We start from the raw sequence: 23,997 nt of genomic DNA on the forward strand, positions 1-23,997 counted from the left end.
TCCGGCAGCGTTCAGCGTTCAGCGCCCGGCTTCCGCACCGGCGCCGTCGTGCGCATCGCCGTCCGTCCCCGGCCGGCTCATCGCGAGATGGAGCGCGGCCGGGTCGACCGGTTTCACGAAATGTTGCAGAAACCCGGTCGCGAGACAGCGTTCGCGATCCGCGTTGCGGCCATAACCGGTCAGCGCGAGAAAGATGCACGGCGTGACCTCGGTGATCGCCTTCAGCCGCCGCAGCAGCTCGTAGCCGTCCATCACCGGCAGCCCGATGTCGAGGATCGCGACGTCGGGGCGATAGGCGCGGTACGCGGCCAGCGCGGTGACCGGGTCGTGCACGACGGCGACCTCGTGACCGGCCTCGCGCAGCCATTGCGCGAGCGTCGACGCGGCATCCTCGTTGTCGTCGACCAGCATCACGCGCCGGCCGGTGCGGCCCGGCGCCAGATCGCGGATGCCGGGCGGCGGCTGCGGCACGGTGACCGCCACCGTTTTCGGCCGGTATTCGGGCAGCGTGATCGTAAACGTGCTGCCGCAGCCGGGGCCGGCGCTGTCCGCGCGCACCGTGCCGCCGTGCAGCGTCACGAGGCTGCGCACGAGCGCAAGGCCGATGCCGAGGCCGCCATGCGCCTGTTTCGCTTCACCGTCGAGCCGGTAGAACGGCTCGAAGATGCTGTCGAGACGATCGCGCGGAATGCCGGCGCCGTTGTCGCACACCTCGACGATCGCGGTGTCGTCCGCGCCGCGCGCCGCGCGCAGCGTGATGACGCCGCCCGGCAGCGTGTATTTCGCCGCGTTGGTCAGCAGGTTCGCGACGGCCTGCGACAGCCGCACCGGGTCGCCGTGGCAGCGCGCGTCCGGATCGGCGTCGACCTGCAGGCGGTGGCGGCGCTGCTCGAGCAGCGGGCTCGCGATCTCGACCGCGCGGTCGGCGATGTCGGCGAGCCGCACGGCTTCCTTCTTCAGCGTGATCTTGCCGCGCGTGATGCGCGACACGTCGAGCAGGTCGTCGATCAACCGGACCATGTGATCGAGCTGGCGCTGGATGATCGCGATCTCGTTCGGCGTCGCGTGGCCGTCGCGGTTGCGGATCAGCTCCAGCGCGAGCGAGATCGGCGTCAGCGGATTGCGCAGCTCATGACCGAGCACCGCGAGAAACTGGTCCTTGGCCTGATTCGCGTCGCGCAGCTCACCCAGCAGCCGGTCGCGCTCCGCGTTCGCGGCGACGAGCTTCTCGCGCGCGGCGACGTGCTCGGTCACCTCGACCGCACTGACGATCACGCCCAGCCCGTCCGCGAGCGGCTGCGGATTGAAATGCAGCCGATACACGCGGGCGCCGTCCGGCTCGGGCCGGTCGCGGTGCTCGCCGATCGTCGTCGAGCAGCCCTGCGCGCGGGCGGCTTCCAGCGCGCGCACGATCTCGGGCGCATCGCCGCCGGGCAGCACCGCCGTCAGCGGCTGGTCGACGATGTCGGTCCGGCCGCACAAGGCCGAGAAGCGGTGATTCGCGAGCACGATCCGGTGCGCGGGGCCCGACAGCAGCGCGATCGGCAATGGCGCGTGCATCAGGACGCCGTTGCGTTGCTGTTCGGCATCCTCGCGGCGGCGGATCTCGTCGCTCAGCGCGCGCGAGCGCTGCTGCGCCAGCGCCAGCGTCGGGTACAGCCCGCCTTCGTCGTCGCGCAGCGATGCGACGGGCAGGATGCGGCGGTGCAGCGCGCATACGTGGCGGAACATCTCCGACTGCTCGGCGCTCGCAAACGCATCGTGCGGATAGCCGCAGTAGAGCGAGAAGCGGTACCGCTCGATCAGCGCGTTCCATAGCGCTTCCACCCGCAGCGCCGCGGCGTACCGGTTGCGCGCGCACAGCAGCGCGACCATTTCGCCGAACGCATGCACGGGCCGGCCGGCGCGGATCGCCGCTTCGACGATCGTGCCGATCGAGCGGCGAAAGCGCGCGGGGTCGGGCAGGTCGCCATTCATGAAGCTGTCGAGGAGCGCATGCGCGCTCGACATGAAGATGCGGCCGCGGGCCGCGCCGCCGGCCGATGCACCGAGCGTGTGCAGGCGTTCGTGCACCGCGGCGAGGCAGGCGGGCCGCGCGATCACGATCGCGCTGCCGCCGGCGCTCAGCGCCTGGGCCGCGAACACGGCGACTTCCGACATGAGCTGCGCGTCGGACTCGTAGAACTGGACGAAGTGATCGGCCCGCATTGGTGCCGATTCCAGCAGGGGAGGGACTGTTTTCATCGCTCACGACCAGGCAATGCCGTTGGCGGCCGGCGATTCCGTGCCGCGGCCATATCCGGTCCGGCGCGCGCAAGCTGCGTGCCGGACCGGCGCCGATGCCCGGCGACGCCGTGGCATCGGCCCGGCCCACGCGGGCGGTGCCGGATGGCGCTGCATTTGTAAATACTGCAGAAAGCCCGCGTCGGGTGGCGGACGCCCGCCTGCCGGCCCCGCCGTCGGAGCAGCGATCTTTAACTGCGGGTGAAGACGTGTTCGATACGCTCGAACGCGTGACGGTGCGCCGCTGGGGCATCCCGCACTGACCGTATCGATGCGCGTGCGCGCCGCATTCCCGGCGCACGCATAACCAAAGCTGAAATCGGTTTTTCACGCGCACCGGATGCGTCCCTATACTTTTCGGTGCTGCCTGCGGGCTGCGGCGACGGCCTGCGCAATCGTGCGGCGGGCCGTCGCTTTTCGACGATGAGGAACCGCTGCATGAATGCCCGTCATGGTGCCGAACCGCACGACGCGTTGCGCGCCGCGCTCGCCGCACTGCCCGAACTCGCGACGGCGATCGGGCGCGACGCCGCGCAACGCGAGGCGCGTCGCGAACTGCCGTTCGAAGGCTTCGCACTCTTTCGCCGTTCCGCGCTCGGCGTGCTGAGGATTCCGGTCGAACGCGGCGGCCTGGGCGGCACGCTGGTCGACCTGTTCGAGACAATCGCGACGCTCGCGGCCGCCGATTCGAATCTCGCGCACGCGCTGCGCATCCACTACGACCTGACCGAGACGCTGCGGCTGTCGCCGCGCACGCCGTTCAACGACGTGCAGATCGAGCGCGCGCTGGCCGGCGCGATCTTCGGCGGCGCGTCGACCGAGCGCGGCACGTCGCGGCCGGGCGAGAACACGACCGTGCTGCGCCGCGACGGCGCGCACCATCGCGTGACGGGCCGCAAATACTATTCGACCGGCACCGCGTTTGCCGATTTCGCGCGCATCAACGTGGAGAACGAGCAGGGCGACGCGCTCGCCGTGATCATCCCGGTCGCGCGCGACGGCGTGCAGGTGCTCGACGACTGGGACGGCATGGGCCAGCGCATGACCGCGAGCGGCAGCCTGTTGCTGCACGACGTGCAGGTATTCGCGGACGAAGTCGCGGCCCGCGACGGCTCGACGCTCGTCGGCCGCCATTGCGGCGCGCTGCGGCAGCTTCATCTCGTCGCGACGGGCGCGGGCATCGTGCGCAACGTGGTGGCCGACGCGCGCCGCTACGTGCTCGAGCATGGCCGGCCGGTGCTGCACAGCCCGGCGGCGAGCGCGCGCGACGATCATTTCATCCAGCAGATCGTCGGCGAGCTGTCGGCGCACAGCCATGCGATCGACGCGCTCGTGCGCGACAACGCGCGTGCGCTCGACCGCTCCGCGGACGCGATCGAGGCCGGCGCGGCGGACGCGCACGAACGCGTGCTCGACAGCGCGCTCGCGACCGCGCGCACGCAACTGATTGTCGGCAAGCTCGCGCTGTACGCGGCCGAACGACTGTTCGAAGTGGGCGGCGCGTCGGCGACCGCGCGCGTGCACAACCTCGACCGGCACTGGCGCAACCTGCGCACGATCTTCAGCCACAACCCGCTGCTGCACAAGGCGCGGGTGATCGGCGACTACGACCTGAACGGCGTGACCACGCACCTGACCGAAGGACGCGTGTTCTGATTCCGCTGCGCCCGCAGCCCACTTTCCGGGAGCTCCCCCGATGACGACCCGCACCGGCCACCTGCACCTCGGCGCGTTCCTGTATCCGACCGGCCATCACATCGCCGCGTGGCGCCATCCCGGCTCGCAGGCGGACGCCGGTGTCGACTTTCGTCATTACGTGCGGCTCGCGCAGGCGGCCGAGGCCGCGAAGTTCGACCTCGTGTTCCTCGCGGACGGCGTCGGCACGCGCGGCGACGACGTCGAATTCCTGAGCCGCACCGCGCACAGCTACGTCGCGCAGTTCGAGCCGCTGACGCTGCTGTCGGCGCTCGCGGCCGTCACCGAACGCATCGGCCTCGTCGGCACCGCGTCGACGAGCTTCAACGAGCCGTTCCACATCGCGCGCAAGTTCGCGTCGCTCGACCACATCAGCGGCGGCCGCGCCGGATGGAACCTCGTCACGTCGTCGAGCGCGCACGAAGCGCGCAACTTCAACCGCGATGCGCATTTCGATCACGGCGAACGCTATGCGCGCGCGGAGGAATTCGCCGACGTCGTGCGCGGACTGTGGGACAGCTGGGACGACGATGCGTTCGTGCGCGACCGTGCCAGCGGCCGCTTCTTCGACCCGGACAAGCGCCACGTGCTCGCTCATCGCGGCCGCTTCTTCCGGGTGGACGGGCCGCTGAACGTGCCGCGCGCGCCGCAGGGGCAACCGGTGATCGTGCAGGCCGGCTCGTCGGCGGCCGGCACGCGGCTGGCCGCGCGCACGGCCGAGGTGATCTTCACCGCGCAGCAGACGCTCGACGACGCGGTCGCGTTCTACGCGGACGTGAAGGGGCAGCTCGCCGCGTTCGGCCGCGACCCCGACACGCTGAAGATCATGCCCGGCGTCTTTCCGGTGGTCGGTCGCACCGAGAGCGAGGCGAAGGAGAAGTTCGACGCGCTGCAGGCGCTGATCGACCCGAAGGTCGGGCTCGCGCTGGTGTCGGGCCTGACCGGCGGCGTCGACCTGTCCGCCTATCCGCTCGACGGCCCGATCCCGCCGCTGCCGGAAACGAATGCGAGCAAGAGCCGGCAGACGCTGACGCTCGAGCTCGCGCGCCGCGAGAACCTGACGATCCGCGAGCTGTACCTGCGCATCGCGGGCGCGCGCGGTCACTGGCAGCTCGTCGGCACGCCGGAGCAGATCGTCGATGCGCTCGAGGAACGGTTCGTGCATTACGGCGCGGACGGCTACAACGTGATGGCGCCGACCCTGCCCGGCGGCCTCGACGATTTCATCGCGCTCGTGCTGCCCGAATTGCGTCGTCGCGGGCTGTTCCGCAGCGACTACGCCGGCAGCACGCTGCGCGATCACCTCGGGTTGCGGCGCCCCGCGGCGCGGCGCGCGTCGGCCGTGCCCGGCGCCGCGGCGGCCTGAGTTCAGCGCCGCAGGCCGGCGTCGCGCAGCAGCGGCAGCACGCGTGCGCCGAAGAAGTCGAGATCCGGCCTGAAGTCGTAGAAGCTCAACTGGATGCCGTCGATGCCCGCGCGATGCAGCCGCACGATGTAGTCGGCAACTTCCTCGGGCGAGCCCGTGATCGAGATGTTGCCGCCGATCGCACGCGCGGCCGCCTGCGCGCGTTGTTCGAAGCCGCCGCGCCACGCATGGGCGTCGCTGTCGAAGCGGTGGAAGCTGCCTTCGTCCGCATGCGCGACGATCGCGTCGCGGTACGCGCGCGCCTCGGCCGCTGTCTCGCGGCAGATCACGAGCGGATTGAGCAGCGTGCGGATCGTCCTGCCGCGCGCGGCGGCGGCCGCCTTCACGCGGGCCGTATGCGCGGGCAGCGCGTCCAGCGCGAGATCGACGTCCGGGCCGGCCGGGCTCGTGACGAACACGATGTCCGAATAGCGGGCCGCGAAATCGATGCCGGCGTCGGAGCCGGTCGCGTTGATCAGCAGCGGGCGGCCGTAGCGCGGCTTCGGCGTGACGAACGCGCCGGAGAGCCGCCAGCTCGACAGCGCGGGCGCATAGCTGAAGTTGTCCGGCTGGGCCCACAGCTGGCTGACCGCGTCGACGAACTCGGCGGCCATCTCGTAACGACGGTCGTGCTCGATCCGGTTCCAGCCGAACATCTCGTGTTCGATCGCGCGGTGGCCGGTCACGACGTTGATGCCCCAGCGTCCGCGCGAGATGTGATCGAGCGTCGCCGTGAACTTCGCGAAATGCAGCGGATGCCACGGCCCGTAGAGCACGTGGCTCGTCGCGACGAGGATGATCCGTTCGGTGCGCGCGGTGAGCGCCGCGAGCGTCATGAACGAGTCGAGCGCCTGGCCGTCGAACACGCCGCCGTAGCCGCCTTTCGGCAACCACTGCGACAGCGCGAACACGAGATCGAAGCCGAGCGCCTCGGCGCGCGCGACCAGGTCGGCGTTGTAGTCGAACGTCCAGTCGGTCGAGCGCGGCAGCGTCGAGGCGCTCCAGCCGCCGGCCTGGATCGGCAGGAACAGCCCGAGCATCAGCGGCTGCGCGAGCACGCGCGACGCGGGGCTGGCGGGGAAATCGGCCGGCGAACGGACGTCGACGAACGGCGACGCCACGAGCGGCGCGTCGGCCCGGGTCGCGGCGGATGTGTCGGTCAAGGTAGGCTCCTCCCTGCGCGGCGCGCTGGCGCCGAACGAAAAAATCCGGCACGCGATGCCGGCAGTCTTGCCGGGCCGTTCTGCGTCGTGCCGGCCGGTGGATCGCGTCGCGTCACAGTCGTCCCGGTCGCGGGTCGGGCACGAAGCCGTCGCGGTTCGGCATCCTGACGCGCGGCAGCGTGTGCGCGTCGAGCGTCGTGTCGTCCGGCACGATGCCGTTCAGGTGCAGCACGTAGGCCGTGACCGCATAGACTTCGTCCGCGCTCAGCGACTGCGGCGCGTTGTACGGCATCGCGCGGCGGATGTAGTCGAACAGCGTCGTCGCATACGGCCAGTAGCTGCCGACCGTCTTTTTCGGCTTCGCGCCGGCCAGCGAGCCGAGGCCGCCGACGAGCGGATCGCCGACGCCGCCCTGGCCGCCGGCGCCGTGGCACATCGCGCACTTGTCGGCGAACACGTGCGCGCCGCGCGCGACCGTGCCCGCGCCGGGCGGCAGGCCGCTGCCGTCGGGCGCGACGTCGATGTCCCATGCGGCGAGCGCCGCGCGGTCGACCGGCTGACCGAGGCCGAAGCCGGCACCGAACGCGGGTAGCGCAGACAACGCGAGCGCGCCGAACGTGGCCGACACGGCCGCACACGACGCGAGCCGACGCACGATCGTGTTACGCATTGCGCACCTCCCCGTCCGCGCCGACGCGCCAGTTCTGGATGCCGTTGTAGTGGTATTGGGAATTGACGCCGCGCGCGGCGACGAGCGCGTCGCGGGTCGGCTGCACGTAGCCCGTTTCGTCGGTCGCGCGGCTTTGCAGGTCGGCGGGCTCGCCGTTCCAGACCCAGTCGGCTTCGAAGCGCGTCAGCGCGCGATCGCGCACGTCGCCGGCGAGCCGTGCGGCGCGCCAGGTGCGGCCGCCGTCGGTCGAGACGTCGACCGCGCGCACCCGGCCGCGCCCCGACCACGCATAGCCGCTGATCGGGTAGTAGCCGTGCGATGCGAGCCGGTGGCCGGCCGACGGGCGCGTGATCACCGATTTCGCGTCCATCTCGAACACGAACTGGCGGGCGCAGCCGTTCGGCAGCAGGCTCGTGTACTTCGACGTTTCCTCGCGCGTCATCTCCGGCGCGCGCACGAGCTTCAGCCGCCGCAGCCACTTGATGTTCGTGTTGCCTTCGAAGCCCGGCACGATCAGCCGCACCGGGTAGCCGTTCTCGGGGCGCAGCCGTTCGCCGTTCTGCGCATAGACGACGAGCGCGCGTTCGAGAATCCGGTCGAGCGGCAGGCTGCGCGTCATCGCCGCGCCGTCCGCGCCTTCGGCGAGCAGCCACTGCGCGGCCGGATCGACGCCCGTTTCGTCGAGCAGCGTCGACAGCCGCACGCCCGTCCATTCGCAGCACGACAGCAATCCGTGCGTGAACTGGACGGGCAGGCCGCTCGGGCCGTTCCATTCGCTGCCGGTATTGCCCGAGCATTCGAGGAAGTGGATCCGCGATTCGGACGGAAAGCGCAGCAGGTCGTCGAGCGTGAAGCTGCGTGGCTCGCGCACGAGGCCGTGCACGACGACGCGGTGGCGTTGCGCATCGATATCGGGCACGCCCGCATGATGGCGCTCGTAGACGAGGCCGTTCGGCGTGATGTCGCCGAACAGGTCGGCGAGCGGCGTCATCGACGAGCCGGAGCCGGGCAACGCCGGCGTGCGCGCGCTGCGACGGATGACGTCGCGTTCGTGCGCGCCCGGCAGGCCATACGGCGGCGACAGCAGCGGTGCGCCAGGCGTGCGCGTCCACGGCGGCACGTCCAGCGGTGCGAGCGGCTGGCCCGCGAGCGCGCCGCCGGCCGGCAGCATCGCGGCGGCCCAGCCGCCGGCGAGCTGGCGCAGCGCCGCGCGTCGGCCGGTGCGGCGTGGGCGGGAAGGAGAGTCGGTCATGAGAGAAGCCGTGCCGCGCGCGGGCGCGGCAGCATCCGGAAAAACGGACATTCTCGGCAACCGGGCGCGACGCGGCAAACAACGATTCCCGCTTTGCTTATCGCGCCGCGCCGGCTGCGCGAACGCTCAGAACTTCACGCGCAGCCCGCTGACGAACGCGAGCTGCCGATTCGTCGACGATGCGCTGCCGATGTTCGAGATTGCCGCGATCCGGCGATAGCCACCGGACGTCGCGGTGCTCGCATCGCCCGCGGCCAGCTGGTAGATGCCGGACAGGTAAATGTCGGTGCGCTTCGACAACGCATAGTCGAACCCGAGCGTGAACTGGTGCCAGCGCGGCTTCAGCGTCTGGCCGCCGGTGCCCGGCAAGCCGCTCGCGCGTCCGTCGGTGAACGTGTAGACGCCGATCAGCGTCGCCGCCGGCGTGATCTGGTAGCGCCCGTTCACGTCGTAGTTGTTGAACTTGCGCGACGAGCCGTCGACATAGTCGAGCTGCGTGTGGCTCCACGCGAAGCCGAGGGTCGCGCGGCCGAGCGCGTAGTTCGCGCCCGCGACGCCGATCTGCTGCTTGCGCACGCCGCCGTTCAGCCCGTAGAAGAACGCGCCGCTGTAGTCGTTGCCGGTCGTCGTGGTCGCGCCGCCCACCGCGCCGCTCGTGTTCGACGTCGCGTTCGGGTGGCTGAGCCGCACATAGCCGGCGCCCGCCGACAGCGGGCCGTTCACGTAGTTCGCCGACACGCCCCATGCGTTGTTGTTCGAGAAGCCGGTGCCCGCGCCGCCGTTCGCCTGGTTGCTGAACGCGTACAGCGCGTCGGCGGTGAAACCGGCGATCGTCGCGCTGCGGAACTTCACCGCGTTGTTGATCCGGAAGCTCTGGTTCAGGTTGTCGTTGTCGCCGACATGGGTGGCCGGCGACCAGAAACCGGACCCCGCGTACTGCGCGACGAGATCGGTGATCGGCTCGTACTGGCGGCCGAACGTCAGCGTGCCGAGGTCGGCCTTGCTCAGGCCCACGTACGCGGAGCGGCCGAACAGGCGGCCGCCCTGGCCGAGCCCGCCGTCGCTCGGCCGGAAGCCGCTTTCGAGCGTGAACACGGCCGCCAGGCCGCCGCCGAGATCCTCGTTGCCTTTCAGGCCCCAGCGGCTGCCGCTCAGCTTGCCGCTCGTCTGCTGGATGTTGCTCGCGCCGCCCTGGCTGTTCGTATAGGCAAAGCCGGCGTCGACGACGCCGTACAGCGTGACGGAACTCTGCGCATGCGCGCCGATGGAACCGATCGAAACCAAACCCAGGACTACCGACTTCTTGATCATGAATAACCTCTTTTTTATGGGTGAATCTGCGAGGATCACGATGCTATTGACGTCGGTCCGGTCGACGAACGTTCGATCCGTGGTTTGCAATTCGCTGCGCGAGCGAATTGCAATGCGTGCCGCTGCACGCTCGACGCGTGCGCCGCGATCGCGTCCGGCGCGCGTGCTGCAGCGGACGTATCGGCATGGATGGCGAACATCGCGCGACGGCCATGCGCGGTCGTGCGCATATCGATCGATGAAATCGTTGGATATCGCGACGAGATCCGTTCGGATGACGATGTTTTTATGCAACGCGGCTCTGTGAGACGCGCGGCCGATGCGGTAGGCACACCTGCATATCGATTCCGCAAAACGTTGGTAGGGCCGCGCGATGCAAGGCAGTAGAGTCGGGCATCCGGCCGCGAGCCGGCCAGCGCCGGGCGCAGCGCACGCAGTGTGCAGCCCGGTTGAACCACGAATATGGGAGCCGTGTGAAATGAGTCGGGATGTGTTGTTTCTGCTGGAACCGGGCTTTGCCGATCCGAAGTATCCGGGCCGACACTTCGTCTGTCCTCACGGACTGGCGATCGAAGGCCTGCTTGCGAGCGCGCCCGAGCGGGCCGGCCGCCTCGACGTGCGCCGGGTCGGTTTCGAACGGCCGCGGCACGCGGTGATCGACGTGCTCGACGACGCGCATCAAGGCCTGCCGGTGCTCGTGCTCGGTAGCGCGCAACCGGCGCCGGACGACGCGCAAGCGCTCGGCCCGACGCGCTTCGTCACCGACCCGCGCCGCATCCTCGATCTGCTGGCCGAGCGCCACGGTTTTCCTTCGCTGCATTGACGCACGTCGGCCGTCGCGCACGGCGGCTTCCTTTTTCCCTTTACCGTTCAATCGACAGGAGTATCCGATGGCGTCAACTTCGGCGGCACGCCGCCGCCTGCTGCTCGCCGGCGCCGCGCTCGCGGCGGGCCCCGTGGTCGCGCGGGTCGCGCTTGCCGCGCCGACCGTCAACGCCGATCTTGCCGGCACCACGCTGCGCGTCGCGACCTACAAGGGCGGCTGGCGCGCGCTGCTGCAGGCGGCCGGCCTGAGCGACACGCCGTACCGGATCGAGTGGCGCGAGCTCAACAACGGCGTGCTGCACATCGAGGCGCTGAACGCGGATGCGCTCGACATCGGCTCGGGCAGCGAGATTTCCGCGGTGTTCGCCGCACGCCAGAAGGCCAGCGTCCGGTTCATCTCGCGCACGCGGGAAGATCTGAACAACCAGGTCACGCTCGCGCGCAAGGACACGCCGATCCTCGGCATCGCGGACCTGAAGGGCAAGCGCGTCGGCTACGTGCGCGCGACGACGTCGCACCATTTCCTGTACCGGCAGCTCGCGGAGGCCGGCCTCGGTTTCGACGACATCCATCCGATCAACCTGTCGCCGGCCGACGGGTTGTCCGCGTACGACCGCGGCGACCTCGACGCGTGGGCGATCTACGGCTACAACGGCCAGCTCGCGCGCAACCGTTACGGGGCGCGCGTGCTGAAGACGGGCAAGGGCTATCTGTCCGGCAATTTCCCGATCTATGCGAACCCGCGCACGCTGGACGACCCGCGCCGGCGCGCGGCGACCGGCGATCTGCTGCTGCGGTTCCAGCGCGCGTACGCGTGGGCGAACGGGCATTTCGGCGCCTATGCGCGCGCGCAGAACGGCGAAACGCGCGTGCCGGTTGCCGATCTCGAGGCGATGTTCGCGCAGCGCAGCGACGACTACGCACTGCTGCCCGTCACGCCCGACGTGATCGCGCAGCATCAACGAGTCGCGGACGTATTCGCGCGAATCGGCGTGCTGGATGGGCCGGCGAACGTTGCGCCGTTCTGGGATACGTCGTTCAACGCGCTGGTGGCGTCGGCGTGATGGGCGACCGGCGCTTCACACGCCGGTAGGTGACTGTCGCGCGGATCGAATCAGGCGAACGTCGTCGCGACCATGATGCCGAACACCAGGCCGAGCGCGATGCCGGTCAGCCGGCCGTAGATCGACGCGCGCACATTGTCGTCCAGCTCGAACGGCGAGCGCTTGTGCTTCCATACGGTGCTGAATGCCACCGGGCGAGTCAGCAGCACGGTGCACGCGATCAGTACCGGCGTCGCGACGAGCATCGCGATGCGCGGCCCGGTCCAGTCGACGCCATGCATCATCAGCGAAACGAGCACGGCGAGCGGCACCTCGACGCACAGGCCGAGCAGCGAGCCGCCGACGAAGGAGTCTCCTGGTGATTGGAACATGGTCGGTCCGTCCGTTCGAATGAAAGCCGCGCCCGTTTTCGCGCCGCTGAAAATGGTGACCGCGGTCCTTGCTGAAGCCCGTGGTCGATCGTGTGGCCGGATGTTAAGGCAAATTGTCGACCGGTTGTCGGCTATTCAAGCTATTTAACAAATGTTCGCCGGAAACCGGGTATCGTGCGCGGATCGGGGCGATTCGCCGCGGTAGCCGTCGGCCACGCCGTTCCGGCAGACGGCGCCGGGGCGCCGGGGCGACGTGACCGAGCGGGTGGCGCGTACGCCTGAAGCCAACCAGGGGACTGCAACATGATTGACATTCCGGCCAACCATCCGGCGACGATCGCCTGCAAGGTGTGCGGTGCCGACGCGGACATCTGCGGCGTGGTCGATTTTTCGCGCTGCGGCGCCGACATGATCGCCGGGAAAAAGGTCGATCCGTTCGTGGGCGTGCCGATCTACTACTACGCGTGCCGGCAATGCGGATTCACGTGTACGCCGGCCTTCGACCGCTGGACGCACGACGATTTTGCGCGTCACGTGTACAACGACGACTACGCGCGCCACGATCCGGAGTATCTCGAGCATCGTCCGCAGCAGCACGCCGACCTGATCTGCACAAGCTTTCCGTCGATGCGCGAGACCCGCATTCTCGATTTCGGCTCGGGGCTCGGGCTGCTGGAAAAGAAGTTGTCCGCGCGCGGCTTCGCGGACGTGACTTCGTATGATCCGTTCAGCCATCCCGTCGCGCCGCAGGGGCAGTTCGATTCGATCCTGTCGTTCGAGGTCTTCGAGCATCATCCGGATCCTCGAAGCCTGTTCGCCGACATCATCCGCTACCGGGCGCCTGCCGGCACACTGCTGTTCCAGACGTCCCTGATCACGCCGGAGATCCTGGCGCGCGGGATCGAGCAATGGTGGTACTGCGTGCCGCGCAACGGGCATATTTCGTTTTATACGAGCCAGGCGCTGACGCTGCTGGCGACGCGGCACGGGCTTGAATTCGGCTCGTTCAGCCCGGAGCTGCACGTGGTGTTCGATCGCGCGGCGGCGCCGGGGTGGCTTGCGAAATTCTTTTAGTGAAAGGGGCGCGTCGCGTCGATCGCGACATCGGCCGCGGACGTGCGCTTCTTCTAGAAGCGATCGATCACGCCGAACTGGATACCGCGCACCGACGCACCCGGCCACGAAGGCGTGAGGCCGGTCACGTTCACGCCTCTCAGCGTGTAGGTGGCCTGGCCGCGGTTGTGAAGCCACGCGGCACTCGCATAGACCAGCACCCGCTTCGACACATCGTATTCGCATGCCGCGCTGAACTGGTCGGCATCGTTGTCGCGGCCCGACCGGTCGCGCAGCCACGTATAACCCAGCGACGCGCGAAAACGCGCGTTCACCGCGTAGCGTGCGGAAGCCGACACGCCGTCGCTGTGATATCGCGGCGTTCCGCCGTCGCCATTGAAGTACGACAGGAAGGCCGTCACCGGGCCGAACGCATAGGACACGCCGCCGAGGTTGGCGCGCAGTGCGCCGCTGCCGTGGGTTTGCTGGTGTGCGTACGAAATGCGCAGCGGGCCGTCATGCCAGGCGAACGTCTCGATGTGGCCTGCCAGCCCGTTGCCGTCGCCGTCCTTAGCGTCGCGCAACGACGCCATGATCGTGGTCGAAAAGCCGTGCACCTCGGGGGACAGGTACGTGATCGCATTGCTTTCGTACGGCGTGATTTTCGACAGATTGTTCAGCCCCGACGCGATCGTGCCGGCCCCGAACGCATCGAGCTGCCCCTTGAACGGGATGTAGATCGGCGAATACTGACGGCCGACCCGCACCGTGCCGTAGCGTGAGCTCACGCCGATCCAGGCCTGGCGGTTGAACAACGTGTTGGCGGCGGCCAGGGTGCCGTCCGCCGAGCCGAAGCCGTTCTCGAGATCGAACAGGATCTTCACGCCGTTGCCGATATCCTCCGCGCCGCGCACGCCGATGCGCGAGCCGCGATACGCGCCGGAATCCATCCGGGCGACGTAACCCGCACCGGGATTCGTGATCTCGATGCTCGTGTCGATCGTGCCGTACAGCGTCACGCCGCTTTGCGCATGGGCCGCCGACGCGTGTGCGGCAATGGCCGTTGCGGCCGCACCGATGCGCAGTGCGAAACGTGTGACGGCCGCCGGCCGGCGCGATCGGCGGCGTCCCGGCGTGAGGTCGTGATTTCGGGTGCGGGAAGCGGGAAAGGAACGATTCATGGACAACGGTAGCATGCAGTCGAGACAGTGAGGTGACGCGCTGAATGCGGGACGGTGCGGCAACCCTCGCCGCACCATCCCGCACGCGATCCGGTCGATTCCGGCGCTTACTTGCTGTCGGGCAGGGCGTAAGCCACCACGTAGTCGCCCCGATCGGGCGACTGGCGCGCGCCGCCTGCCGAGATGACGATGTACTGCTTGCCGCCGATTGTATAGCTCATCGGCGTGCCCTGGCTCCCGACCGGCAACCGTGCCTTCCACAGTTCCTTGCCCGTCGAGCTGTCGAACGCGCGCAGGTAGTAGTCCTGCGTTGCGGCGAAGAACACGAGACCGCCGCCGGTCGTCAGCGAGCCGCCGATGGTGGGCATGCCGATCGGTGACGGCATGTTCATCTGCACGCCGTGAAGGCGCGTGTCCTTCACGGTGCCGAGCGGGACTTGCCATGCGATGCGGCGGGTTTTCAGGTCGACCGCGGTGAGGCTGCCGAACGGCGGTTTCTGGCACGGGATGCCGATCGGCGAGAGGAAGCGGTCCTTCAGCACCGAGTACGGCGTGCCGCCGAGCGGCACGGCACCCATGCCCGCGTTCACCGATTCGTTGCCGTCGGAGGCGCCGCCGCGGTTCTTCTCCTGCTCCAGATGGACCCAGAGGCCCAGGCGCATGTCGTTCACGTAGATCATGTCCGCGTTCGGATCGTACGACAGGCCGCCCCAGTTCATGCCGCCGAGCGAACCCGGGAAGCTGAGCGAGCGATCGGTGTCCGGCGCGGTGAAGAGGCCGTCGTAGCGCATGCCGCGGAAGATCACGCGGCACATCAGCTGGTCGATCGGCGTGACGCCCCACATGTCCGAATCCTTGAGCACGTCGGCGCCGATCTGCGGCATGCCGACGGACAGCGGCTGGGTCTTCGAATACGGCTCGTTCGGAATCGACGCGGTCTTGACCGGATGTTCGACGACCTGAGTCAGCGGCTTGCCGGTCACGCGGTCGAGCACGAACAGCTGGCCCATCTTGGTGCCGACGATCAGCGCCGGCACGCGCTTGCCGCCTTCCGCGGGGAACTCGATCAGCGTCGGCTGCATCGGCACGTCGTAGTCCCAGAGGTCGTGGTGGACCGTCTGGAAGTGCCACTTTTCCGCGCCCGTCGTGGCGTCGAGCGCGAGGAGAGAAGCGCCGTATTTCTCGTCGAGCGCGGTGCGCTTCACGCCCCACAGGTCGATCGCCGCGTTGCCCACCGGCATGTAGACCGTGTTCGACGTCGCGTCGTAGGTCATCGGCGCCCACACGTTCGGCGTCGAGCGCACGAAGGTCTTGCCTTGCGCCGGCTGCGCGTGATCGTCCGGATTGCCCGGATCGAACGCCCACTTCATCTTGCCGGTCATCACGTCGAAGCCGCGGATCACGCCGCCGGGCATGTCGAGCGACACGTTGTCGGCGACACGGCCGCCCGTGACCACCGTCGTGCCCGCGACCGTCGGCGGGGAAGTGAGCTGGTACAACGGGCTCTTCGCGTTACCGAGGCCGGCCTTCAGGTCGACGATGCCGTGATCGCCGAAGCCGTCGCACAGCTTGCCGGTGTCCGCATCGAGCGCGACGAGCTTCGCGTCGATCGTGTTCATGAAAATGCGGCGGCGGCACACGGCCGGATCCCCGGACGCGGCGACCGGCAGGACCGGCGTCGATCCGGCGACGGTCGGCTGCACGAGCGGCTTGTCCGCATCGAAGTACGCGAGGCCGCGGCAGCGGACCCAGACCGTCGTCTTGGTCGGGAACGCATGGCGCCACTTCTCCGTGCCCGTCGCGGCATCCACGGCGATCACGGTGTTGTGCGGCGAGCACAGGAACAGCGTCTTGCCGACCTGCAGCGGGGTTTGCTGATCTTCCGAGCCGCCGCCGTCCGGGCTGAGCGGCGTGTCGCCGGTGCGGAACGTCCACGCGACCTGCAGGTGCTTCACCGTGTCGCGATCGATCTGCGCGTAGCGCGTGAAGCGGTCGCCGCCGTCCGAGTGACCGTAGGCCGTCCAGTCGTCGGTGCCTGCATTGCCGGCCGCCGGCACGGGCGTCTCGGTGCCGAACGTGCCGTGCGGCACGAACATGCCGTAGACGAATGCGCCGTTGCAGGCGAGCAGGAGTGCGGCAATGCCCCATGCCATGCCGCGTGCGGGTGCCTTGCCTTCGGCACGGCGCAGCAGCGGCCAGGCCGGCGCGAGCAGCATGCCGATCATCGAGAACATGAAGATCCGCGCGTTGAGCGGCCAGAACGCGAAGCCGACTTCCCACACGGCCCACAGCGCCGTGGCGATCAGCATCACGAGGTAGATCGCGACCGCACTGGCGCGGCTCCGGGCGAGCTGGACGCCGGTCGCACACAGGGCGAGCCCGGCCAGCAGGTAGTACGCGCTCCCGCCACGGGCGACGAGCATGCCGCCGCCGATGACGAAATAAAGGCCGAGGAGCAGCGAGACCGCGCCCGCGGCGGTCAGGCCGATGCGGGCGGAAGCACGAATCGGCTCTGCAGGGGATTGCTTGGACATGAGTGTCTTCTTATCCGTTTGCGCCGGGCTGCATCGAAAGGCGGGAAGAGGGCGCCGTGGGTGGCCCTGTTCGAACACGTGGAGAAGGCGCCGCACGGCATGCATGCGCGGGCGCGGGCTTCGCAGGTCCTGATCGTGCAGCCTGGTTAGCTGTAGAAATTAACCAAGCGGTGCATTTTAATGGCGAACCGGAGATTTTGCTCGCCCATTTTTTCGTCGATTCTTGTTCGATTGGTTGAAAGTGTGTTGCAGATTAGTGCGACGGGCGATCGATCGGAAACACGGTCGATTTCTTGCAGCAAGTGAACGAACCGCACCGGGGGAAGCCGCCCCGGGCGACGTTGGGGCGATGCAGCGCTGTGCCTGGTGCCGTCACGGGAGACGCCGAGGCGCCGAGCGAGCCCGGCGCGCGTGCGTCGTCGGAATGAACGGGGCGGATGGGCACACGACCGTTCCGCGCCGGGTTGAAGGCGCATCACGCCGCGCACGAGCGCAGCCGGCCGCGTTCGGCCCGGGCGAACGCCGCTTGCAGCACCGGATGCACGTCGGCGTGCCAGTGATCGCCGGTAAAGAGTCCGTAGTGGTCGCAATCGTCGATGTCGACGCGTTGCCGGGCATCCGCCGCGAGGCCGCTGCACATGGCCAGAGCGGCATGGGTCTGGCCGGCACCGGTGACGGCATCGCACTTGCCTTCGACGGTCAGTAACACGATCGAGCGCAGCGCGGCGGGCTCGACCCGCTGGCCGTGAACGTGCCACGTCCGGTTTGCCAGGCAAGCCCGCTGGAACACGATGTCGACCGTATCGAGGAAATACTCGGCGGGCATGTCGAGGAGCGTCAGATATTCGCGCAGTGCGCGGCGTGCGGTTGCGAGTGCGTCGGCGTCGGCGCTCGACACCGCTCGTCGATAGCGATCGACCAGCGCCATGTAGCGTTGCGGGTAGGTGACCGCGATCTCGGCGCGCTGCAGATAGGCCGGAAATACCTGCCGCCCGTATCCGGCGAAGCCGTGCGGCACCGTGTCGATCAGCGTGGCGCGACACCAGTCGAGCGAATGCGACCGGGCCGCGGTGCCGAGCGCACCCGGATTGATGCGGGCATCGAGCGGGCCGCCGATCAACGTCAGGCTCGCCGGCAGCGCGGCGTCACGTTGCGCGCGCAGCGCGATGGCACCGAGCGACGGAAACGTCGCCTGACAGACGGCGACGACGTGCACCGGCCGGGCGTCCGCAAGCAGGGTATCGATGAAGCGGTCGAGCATCGACACGTATTCGTCGAGGCCGAATCGGCCCGCGCCGCACGGCACGTCGCGCGCATCGGTCCAGTCGGTGACGCAGACGTCGCCGTCGGCCAGCAGGGTCTCGACCGTCTCGCGCATCATCACGGCCGCATGGCCGGCCAGCGGCACGCACAGCAGGATCATGCGTTGCGCATCCGCGCGCGCGAAGCGGCGCAGCGTGCAAAACGGGGTGTGCGCGACGATCGACTCGTCGACGTCGACGCGCCGTCCGTCCACGTCGACCGAATCGACGGCGAACCGTGGCGCGTCGGCCGGCAGGTCGAGCAGGGGTTCGAACAGGTCGGCGTAGCACGACGATGCGGCATCGGGCCAAAGACCGCGCGTGAACCGCGCCGCCGCGTTCCATGTGCGCAACCATTGCCGTTGCTGTTCGATCAGGTCATACCACATGGCGCATGGCAGAAAATCGCGGGAAATCCGGACAAGCCTACTGTCGCCTGATCGCGCGGCGACGGGTTGACCTGCATCAGCGTCGCCCCGATCGCCGGTGCAGGCTGGTCTACGGATCGCCGACGGATGCACGGCGCGGAACATGGGCACGCCGCGACGCATGCTCATCGTGTTCTGCTTGCGTCGTCGATCGCCGCGATGCCCCGCGTGTTCCCTTGCAATCCACGCGCCGGTTGACGGGAAGTTCGACGCGAAGACCGGTCCAGCCATCCGGCCTGGTCTCGCGACGCATGCGTATCGGTGTTTCGAAGCGCATTGCGTCGGACGAATCGCGGAATATTTCGATCGTTCGCGTCTGCTGGATGACCTGCATCAAGAACGACTCCCCGGCACGCGCGAATATCGATGTTCTCGCATGTCGATCCCGACCGCGATCGACATGTTCCGTGCCGTTTGCGCCTTCACGTTCATGATACGGAAACCATCATGCACCTCTCGTTCGCGAACACGTCGAATCGCCGGATCGATTCCCGTTCCTCTGCAGCGGCTCCGAGCGTGTCGGCCGTCACGTCTCGCGTGCATCAGCCGATCGACCCCGACGGCGACCGGCTGCTGAGTCCCCACGAAATCGCGATCCTGATGGTGCTCGCCAGCGAACCGCGGCGCCAGCAGGGCGACCCCGCCGACCTGCGCTGCCTCGTCGATCGCGGTCTCGTTCGACTGGATGCCGCGTCGCTTGCGGAGTCGCCCGCCTGCCTGTCGGCCGACGGGCGCCGGATGGTGTCGCGGCTCGCCACACGCGATCGCGCCAAGCAACGGGGCAATGTCGACGTCACGACCGCGTGTCGCGCGATCGCCGCGCAGACATCGGCCGGGATCGCGCATCACGCCGTGCGCTGACCTGTATCGATGCCACGCGGTGCAGCGGGAATTACCGTTGTTTTCATCGGTTGCGGACAGGCGTCGATGGCCATGAAAGGCCCCAGCGGGCCGAAGAAGTGCGTCGAGCAGGAACCCGAGCGTGCCCCGTCGACCGATGCAGTGCGCACCGGCATGGAAATGCATCGCGACGTGGTCGATCAACTGACCGCTGCATGATGGCTCGGGCAGCCGCGGACATCGATCGATGGTCCGCTTCGCACCGGCCGGGAGAACCAACATGAATGCCGCGATGCTCTGTACCCGCGATGTCGCCGTGTGCTCGGCGCGAGCAACCGTCGTTGAGGCGGCGGCAATGATGCGCGAGGCGCACGCCGGCGATCTGATCGTCGTGCGGGAACAGGAGGGGCGCCGCGTGCCGGTCGGTGTGGTGACCGATCGCGACATCGTGCTGACGGTGGTCAGCCCCGATGCGGAGGCCGGCTCGCTGTTCGTCGCCGACATCATGTCGGCGCCCGTCGCGACCGCGAACGTCGACGACGACATCTGGCTGCTCGCGAAGCGGATGCGCCAGCACGGCGTCCGTCGATTGCCGGTCGTCGGCGCGGACGGCGATCTGGTCGGCATTGTCTCGCTCGACGATCTGCTGCGCGCGGCCGCCGCGCTGCTCGACGAGTTGCGGCTCGTGGCGGCCCGCCAGCCGTATTTCGAGGAGAAGCAGCGTGGCTGATCCGGTCGGTTTCCGCTTCCGTCGCGCCATGCGTGACGCGGCGGCGGCCCCGATGCCGGTGCGACGCGCCCTTCGGACGCGCGCGACGCCATGACACGCGACCGGCGCGGCGGCCCGCGCACCCGGGTGCGCCAGTGGCCAGGCGCAATCTGCGACCATCCGGTGCGCGCAGGGGGCGTGGCGGGCATGACAGCGCCGGAATGCCGGCGCGTGGGTGCCCGGCCGGAGCGTTGCTGACGACGCCGATTCGCGAACACGACCTCTGCCTGCCGCTGTTCGTTTATCGCGCGTCGTATCCCGATGCCGCGAGTGCGGCACGCCGCGGAGCCTGTGAAAGCCGTGTCGCTGACTGCCCGCCGGGCCGGGCCGGGGCGCTCGCGAACGCGTGGCCGGCCGCGTGAGCCGACGCGGCCGCGCTCGCCGGCGCGGTACGGCATCGCCGGAACGGGGGCGGGATGCGCGTGAACGATGGCCGTTGCGCGGGGGACGCGCCGCAATCGTCGCGCCACCCGTTGCAGGGCGGTTGACGCAGGTCAAGCCCGCCGGCCGCCCCACCCGGGAAGATGAACCGCCATCATCGGCGGGAGAGGCGTCGTGGAGCACCATGCTGAGGTATTGCGGGGCGGGCGCTGGACGTTGCCCGTGCCGGGCTGGCGGGATCTCGCCGCGATGCTGATCGTGGTCGGCTTCCTGTTGCTGGCCGGCATCGCGGCGCACCAGATGGCCGGCCCGCTGGTGGTGTCGCATCCCCCGGCCATTTCGCTGTCGCCCGCGGCGCTGCCGGGCTACACGCTGCGCACCGTCGCGCGCATGTTCGCGGCACTGCTTGCGTCGATCGTCTTCACGTTCGCCTATGCGACCGCGGCCGCGCGCAGCCGTCGCGCCGAGCGCGTGTTGATCCCGCTGCTCGACGTGCTGCAGTCGGTGCCGATCCTCGGCTACCTGTCGTTTACGGTGCTGTTCTTCCTGTCGCTGTTTCCGGGGCGGATCCTCGGCGCCGAGTGCGCAGCGATCTTCGCGATCTTCACCAGCCAGGCCTGGAACATGACGTTCAGCTTCTATCAGGCGCTGCGCACGGTGCCGCTCGATCTCGACGAGGCGAGCCGCAGCTTCCGGCTGTCCGCATGGCAGCGTTTCTGGCGCCTCGACGTGCCGTTCGCGATGCCGGGACTCGTCTGGAACGCGATGATGTCGATGTCGGGCGGCTGGTTTTTCGTGGTCGCGTCCGAGGCGATCGCGGTCGGCAACCTGCACGTCGACCTGCCGGGCGTCGGCGCCTACGTCGCGCAGGCGATCGCGAGCCGCGACCTCGCCGCCGTGGGCTGGGCGATCGTCGCGATGAGCGTCGCGATCGTCCTGTACGACCAGTTGCTGTTCAGGCCGCTGGTCGCATGGTCGGAACGGTTCCGCTATGGCGATGCCGCGCCCACGGTCGGGCCGCGCAGCTGGATGCTCGACCTGTTCCACCGATCGCGATGGATCGGCCGTGCGGTCGGCCCGGTCCGGGCGGTGCTGCGTCGGGCGGCGCGCGCGCGGCTGCGCGGGTTCATGCCGGCATGGCGCGGCCGGATCGCGCTGCCGCGACACACGGGCGACGTGCTCTGGTTCGCGGCGTGCGGCGCGGGATGCGCGTATGCGGTGTTCGAACTGTTCCGGCTCGGACGCGCGACGCTGACCTGGACGGACCTGCGCGCCGTCGCAAGCGAAGGCGGGCTCACGTTCGTCCGCGTGACCGTGCTGGTCACCCTCGCGTCGGCGATCTGGGTGCCGATCGGCATCGCGATCGGCCTCCGCCCGGGCGTGGCCGCCCGCATCCAGCCGGTCACGCAGTTCCTCGCCGCGTTTCCGGCCAACCTGCTGTTTCCGGTCGCGGTGTTCGCGATCGTGCGCCTGCGGCTCGAACCCGACATCTGGCTGTGCCCGCTGATGATATTGGGCGCGCAATGGTACGTCCTGTTCAACGTGATCGCCGGTGCGAGCGCGTTCCCGGCCGACCTGCGCGAAGCGGCCGCCTGCTTCCGGGTGCGGCCGCCGACCTGGTGGCGTCACGTCATGCTGCCGGGCGTCCTGCCGTACTTAGTGACCGGCGCGATTACCGCGTCGGGCGGCGCATGGAACGCGAGCATCGTCGCCGAAGCGGTGAGCTGGGGCGGCACACGCCTGGATGCCGGCGGACTCGGCGCCTATATCGCGCGGATGACCGACGCCGGCGACTATCCGCGCATCGCGCTCGGCGTCGCCGTGATGTCGTTGCTCGTGATCGCGACCAATCGGCTCGTGTGGCGCCCGATGTACGCGTTCGCGGAGCGCCGCACGCGGCTCGACTGAGCCCTCGACCGATCCTTTACTCACGGGAGATCCGTGTGCCGAACCTCAGCGAATACACGGAAGGGAACGTCGCCGGCGCGGCTGCGTCGCCTCCGGACCCGGCGGCGGTCGTGCTGGAGATGCGGGCCGTATGCAAATCGTTCACGAAGCCGTCCGGCGAACCGCTGCACGTGCTGGCCGATATCGATCTCGCGCTGCACGAAGGCGAGATCCTGGGGCTGCTGGGCCGCTCCGGCTCGGGCAAGTCCACGCTGCTGAGGATCGCCGGCGGGCTCGTCAAGCCCTCGTCCGGCACGGTCGCGTATCGCGGTGCGCCGCTCGCCGGTCCGACCGACGGCATCGCGGTGGTGTTCCAGACCTTTGCGCTGTACCCGTGGCTGACCGTCATCGAAAACGTCGAGCTCGGCCTCGACGCGCTGGGCCTCGCGCCGGGCGACGCGCGCGCACGCGCGGCCGCCGCGATCGAGCTGATCGGGCTCGACGGGTTCGAATCGGCGTTTCCCCGCGAACTGTCGGGCGGCATGCGCCAGCGGGTCGGTTTCGCCCGCGCGCTCGTCAGCGAGCCCGCGCTGATGTTGATGGACGAACCGTTCTCGGCGCTCGACGTGCTGACCGCGGAAACGCTGCGCACGGATTTTCTCGACCTGTGGGACGCGCACCAGCTGTCGACCCGGTCGGTGCTGATGGTGACGCACAACATCGAGGAAGCCGTGCTCATGTGCGATCGCATCCTGGTGCTCGGCGCCGGTCCGGCGCGCATCGAGGCAACGCTGAACGTGCCGCTGCCGCGTCCGCGCAGTCGGCACGATCCGGCCGTTCAGGCGATCGCCGGCAAGATCTATGCGACGCTGACGGCACGCATCACCGACGCGACGGCAGGCCGGGAAGCGGCGGGCAGCGCGCTGGCCATGAAGCTGCCCGACGTGTCGAGCCATCATCTCGCCGGATTCGTCGACACGCTCGCTGCCGCGCCGTACGAGGGGCATGCCGAGCTCGGCACGATCGCATCGGCGCTCGCGCTCCGGGTTGACGCGTTGTATTCGACGGCGGCCGCGCTCCATCTGCTCGCGTTTGCCGAATGGCACGACCGGAGCATCCGGCTGAGTGCCGCGGGTCACGTGTTCGCGCAAAGCGACGACAACGCCCGGCGGCGTCTGTTTCGCGAGCATGTCGTCCGGTTCGTGCCGCTCGCCGGGCATATCGACGAAGTGCTGGGCGAACGCGAGGGGCATCGCGCGCCGCGCGAGCGTTTCGAGCTCGAACTGGAGGATCATCTCGATCCGCGCAGCGCCGACCAGGCGCTGAGGGTCGTGATCGACTGGGGCCGCTACGCGGGACTGTTCGACTACGACGACCATACCCGCACGTTCGGCCGCTGACCGCTCGGGCCGCGGGTCGGTCGCGTGCTTGGGCGGCATCAGGCGTCGCGCGCGGGGCGTGCGACGCTGGACGAACCGTCGACGCGACCGCGTCGATCCGGCAGGCAAGCTCCGCACCTCGGCGTCGATGTCCGTTCATGGGAGGACCGACCATGAACTGGCTTTCGGAATACTCCGCCCGGCG

General features: G+C 69.0%; 19 protein-coding genes. 10 read left to right on the forward strand and 9 right to left on the reverse strand.

Annotation, left to right across the window (positions count from 1 at the left end; genetic code table 11):
* Nucleotides 1–18: 18 nt before the first annotated feature.
* Nucleotides 19–2,208, reverse strand: coding sequence for an ATP-binding protein (locus U4Z31_RS05500; protein ID WP_321809668.1), 2,190 nt, complete (start codon nucleotides 2,206–2,208; stop codon nucleotides 19–21).
* Between the two features lie 513 nt (nucleotides 2,209–2,721).
* Between U4Z31_RS05500 and U4Z31_RS05505 the strand changes: the two genes are divergently transcribed.
* Together U4Z31_RS05505 and U4Z31_RS05510 are read left to right on the forward strand one after the other, a co-directional pair.
* Entirely contained in the window at nucleotides 2,722–3,939 is a 1,218-nt protein-coding gene (locus tag U4Z31_RS05505) for an acyl-CoA dehydrogenase family protein (protein WP_321809669.1), read from the forward strand.
* Nucleotides 3,940–3,979: 40 nt separating this feature from the next.
* Nucleotides 3,980–5,344: an LLM class flavin-dependent oxidoreductase gene (locus U4Z31_RS05510; RefSeq protein ID WP_044843485.1), complete on the forward strand. Its 1,365-nt coding sequence runs from the start codon at nucleotides 3,980–3,982 to the stop codon at nucleotides 5,342–5,344.
* Between the two features lie 2 nt (nucleotides 5,345–5,346).
* Here U4Z31_RS05510 and U4Z31_RS05515 read toward each other — a convergent pair whose 3' ends face one another.
* From U4Z31_RS05515 to U4Z31_RS05530, 4 genes are all read right to left on the reverse strand, one after another.
* Nucleotides 5,347–6,546: an LLM class flavin-dependent oxidoreductase gene (locus U4Z31_RS05515; protein ID WP_321809670.1), complete on the reverse strand. Its 1,200-nt coding sequence runs from the start codon at nucleotides 6,544–6,546 to the stop codon at nucleotides 5,347–5,349.
* A 112-nt stretch (nucleotides 6,547–6,658) separates the two neighbouring features.
* On the reverse strand, nucleotides 6,659–7,216 hold the full coding sequence (locus tag U4Z31_RS05520) for a cytochrome c (RefSeq protein WP_321809671.1): 558 nt from the start codon (nucleotides 7,214–7,216) through the stop codon (nucleotides 6,659–6,661).
* Entirely contained in the window at nucleotides 7,209–8,468 is a 1,260-nt protein-coding gene (soxC, locus tag U4Z31_RS05525; protein ID WP_321809672.1) for a sulfite dehydrogenase, read from the reverse strand. Before soxC ends, U4Z31_RS05520 begins: the two co-directional genes overlap by 8 nt.
* 126 nt (nucleotides 8,469–8,594) lie before the next feature.
* A complete protein-coding gene (locus U4Z31_RS05530; RefSeq protein WP_321809673.1) occupies nucleotides 8,595–9,779 on the reverse strand; it encodes a porin in 1,185 nt (394 codons plus the stop codon).
* A gap of 478 nt (nucleotides 9,780–10,257) precedes the next feature.
* Between U4Z31_RS05530 and U4Z31_RS05535 the strand changes: the two genes are divergently transcribed.
* Both U4Z31_RS05535 and U4Z31_RS05540 read left to right on the forward strand, forming a co-directional pair.
* Nucleotides 10,258–10,602: a DUF3088 domain-containing protein gene (locus U4Z31_RS05535; RefSeq protein WP_321809674.1), complete on the forward strand. Its 345-nt coding sequence runs from the start codon at nucleotides 10,258–10,260 to the stop codon at nucleotides 10,600–10,602.
* 67 nt (nucleotides 10,603–10,669) lie between these two features.
* Complete coding sequence (locus tag U4Z31_RS05540) at nucleotides 10,670–11,668, forward strand: ABC transporter substrate-binding protein (RefSeq protein ID WP_321809675.1); 999 nt, start codon at nucleotides 10,670–10,672, stop codon at nucleotides 11,666–11,668.
* A gap of 50 nt (nucleotides 11,669–11,718) precedes the next feature.
* Here the strand turns inward: U4Z31_RS05540 and U4Z31_RS05545 are convergent, their stop codons facing one another.
* Nucleotides 11,719–12,039, reverse strand: coding sequence for a hypothetical protein (locus U4Z31_RS05545; RefSeq protein ID WP_044846518.1), 321 nt, complete (start codon nucleotides 12,037–12,039; stop codon nucleotides 11,719–11,721).
* 303 nt (nucleotides 12,040–12,342) lie between these two features.
* Here U4Z31_RS05545 and U4Z31_RS05550 point away from each other — a divergent pair, with 303 nt between their 5' ends.
* Complete coding sequence (locus tag U4Z31_RS05550) at nucleotides 12,343–13,113, forward strand: class I SAM-dependent methyltransferase (protein ID WP_321809676.1); 771 nt, start codon at nucleotides 12,343–12,345, stop codon at nucleotides 13,111–13,113.
* A 53-nt stretch (nucleotides 13,114–13,166) separates the two neighbouring features.
* On the opposite strand, the gene U4Z31_RS05555 is transcribed toward U4Z31_RS05550, so the two are convergent.
* The 3 genes from U4Z31_RS05555 to phaZ form a co-directional block, all read right to left on the reverse strand.
* A complete protein-coding gene (locus U4Z31_RS05555) occupies nucleotides 13,167–14,273 on the reverse strand; it encodes a porin (RefSeq protein WP_321809677.1) in 1,107 nt (368 codons plus the stop codon).
* A gap of 107 nt (nucleotides 14,274–14,380) precedes the next feature.
* Nucleotides 14,381–16,807, reverse strand: coding sequence for a membrane-bound PQQ-dependent dehydrogenase, glucose/quinate/shikimate family (locus tag U4Z31_RS05560; protein WP_321809678.1), 2,427 nt, complete (start codon nucleotides 16,805–16,807; stop codon nucleotides 14,381–14,383).
* Nucleotides 16,808–17,282: 475 nt separating this feature from the next.
* Nucleotides 17,283–18,497, reverse strand: a complete 1,215-nt coding sequence (phaZ, locus tag U4Z31_RS05565) for a polyhydroxyalkanoate depolymerase (protein ID WP_321809747.1) — start codon at nucleotides 18,495–18,497, stop codon at nucleotides 17,283–17,285.
* 486 nt (nucleotides 18,498–18,983) lie between these two features.
* On the opposite strand from phaZ, the gene U4Z31_RS05570 reads away from it, so the two are divergent.
* The 5 genes from U4Z31_RS05570 (at nucleotide 18,984) to U4Z31_RS05590 (ending at nucleotide 23,813) form a co-directional block, all read left to right on the forward strand.
* On the forward strand, nucleotides 18,984–19,397 hold the full coding sequence (locus tag U4Z31_RS05570) for a hypothetical protein (protein ID WP_124485871.1): 414 nt from the start codon (nucleotides 18,984–18,986) through the stop codon (nucleotides 19,395–19,397).
* A 72-nt stretch (nucleotides 19,398–19,469) separates the two neighbouring features.
* Nucleotides 19,470–19,595, forward strand: coding sequence for a hypothetical protein (locus U4Z31_RS05575; RefSeq protein WP_321809679.1), 126 nt, complete (start codon nucleotides 19,470–19,472; stop codon nucleotides 19,593–19,595).
* 61 nt (nucleotides 19,596–19,656) lie between these two features.
* On the forward strand, nucleotides 19,657–20,106 hold the full coding sequence (locus tag U4Z31_RS05580; protein WP_321809680.1) for a CBS domain-containing protein: 450 nt from the start codon (nucleotides 19,657–19,659) through the stop codon (nucleotides 20,104–20,106).
* Between the two features lie 594 nt (nucleotides 20,107–20,700).
* On the forward strand, nucleotides 20,701–22,434 hold the full coding sequence (locus U4Z31_RS05585) for an ABC transporter permease (protein ID WP_321809681.1): 1,734 nt from the start codon (nucleotides 20,701–20,703) through the stop codon (nucleotides 22,432–22,434).
* Nucleotides 22,435–22,553: 119 nt separating this feature from the next.
* The gene (locus U4Z31_RS05590; RefSeq protein WP_185715738.1) at nucleotides 22,554–23,813 is read left to right on the forward strand and encodes a nitrate/sulfonate/bicarbonate ABC transporter ATP-binding protein; all 1,260 of its coding nucleotides are present in this window, start codon (nucleotides 22,554–22,556) and stop codon (nucleotides 23,811–23,813) included.
* Nucleotides 23,814–23,997 lie beyond the last annotated feature (184 nt).

It is taken from the genome of Burkholderia sp. BCC1985, assembly GCF_905339915.1.
GTDB lineage: Bacteria > Pseudomonadota > Gammaproteobacteria > Burkholderiales > Burkholderiaceae > Burkholderia.